We start from the raw sequence: 1,064 nt of genomic DNA on the forward strand, positions 1-1,064 counted from the left end.
TACCGGGCCGTCACCGACGACGCCGCCATGCAGGCCCTGCGCCTGCTCTCGCGCACCGAGGGCATCATCCCCGCCATCGAGTCCGCCCACGCCCTCGCCGGCGCCCTCGACCTGGGCAGGGAACTCGGCAAGGACGGCCTGATCGTGGTCAACCTGTCCGGCCGCGGCGACAAGGACATGGACACCGCCGCCCGCTACTTCCACCTCTACGACAACAACACCACCACCGACGCCTGCGAGGGGGAGACCAAGTGAGCACCGGGAACATCGAACTCCTCTCCGCCACCCTCGCCAAGGCCAAAGCCGAGGACCGGGCCGCCCTCGTCGCCTACCTCCCGGCCGGATTCCCCACCGTCGACGGAGCCATCGAAGCCGTCAAGGCCGTCATCGCCGGCGGCGCCGACATCGTCGAGATCGGCCTCCCCCACAGCGACCCCGTCCTGGACGGCGCGATCATCCAGACCGCCGACGACATCGCCCTGCGCGGCGGCGTCAAGATCGCCGACACCCTGCGCACCGTCCGCGAAGCCCACCAGGCCACCGGCGCCCCGATCCTGGTCATGACGTACTGGAACCCCATCGACCGCTACGGCGTCGAACGCTTCACCGCCGAGCTCGCCGCCGCGGGCGGCGCGGGCTGCATCCTGCCCGACCTGCCCGTCCAGGAATCCGCACTGTGGCGCGAGCACGCCGACAAGCACGGCCTCGCCACCGTCTTCGTCGTCGCCCCCAGCAGCAAGGACCAGCGCCTGGCCACCATCACCGCCGCCGGATCCGGCTTCGTCTACGCCGCCTCCCTCATGGGCGTCACCGGCACCCGCGAATCCGTCGGCAACCAGGCACAAGAACTGGTCCGCCGCACCCGCACCACCACCGACCTCCCCGTCTGCGTCGGCCTCGGCGTCTCCAACGCGGCCCAGGCCAGACAAGTCGCCACCTTCGCCGACGGAGTCATCGTCGGCTCCGCCTTCGTCAAACTGCTCCTCGACGCACCCGACCAGGCAGCCGGCCTGACCGCCGTCAAGGCACTCGCCGGCGAACTCGCCGAAGGCATCCGCAGGGGC

The 1,064-nt window shown here is 71.1% G+C and carries 1 protein-coding gene and 1 pseudogene; both read left to right on the top strand.

The window, feature by feature from the left end:
• Positions 1-255: pseudogene (locus tag AB0M92_RS39295) on the top strand (tryptophan synthase subunit beta); the annotation flags it as partial.
• A partial coding sequence (gene trpA, locus AB0M92_RS39300) for a tryptophan synthase subunit alpha (RefSeq protein ID WP_366107198.1) occupies positions 252-1,064 on the top strand: 813 nt, incomplete at its 3' end. The pseudogene AB0M92_RS39295 and the gene trpA, both read left to right, overlap by 4 nt.

Origin of the sequence: Streptomyces sp. NPDC051582 (assembly GCF_040681715.1) — a bacterium.
Taxonomy (GTDB): domain Bacteria; phylum Actinomycetota; class Actinomycetes; order Streptomycetales; family Streptomycetaceae; genus Streptomyces.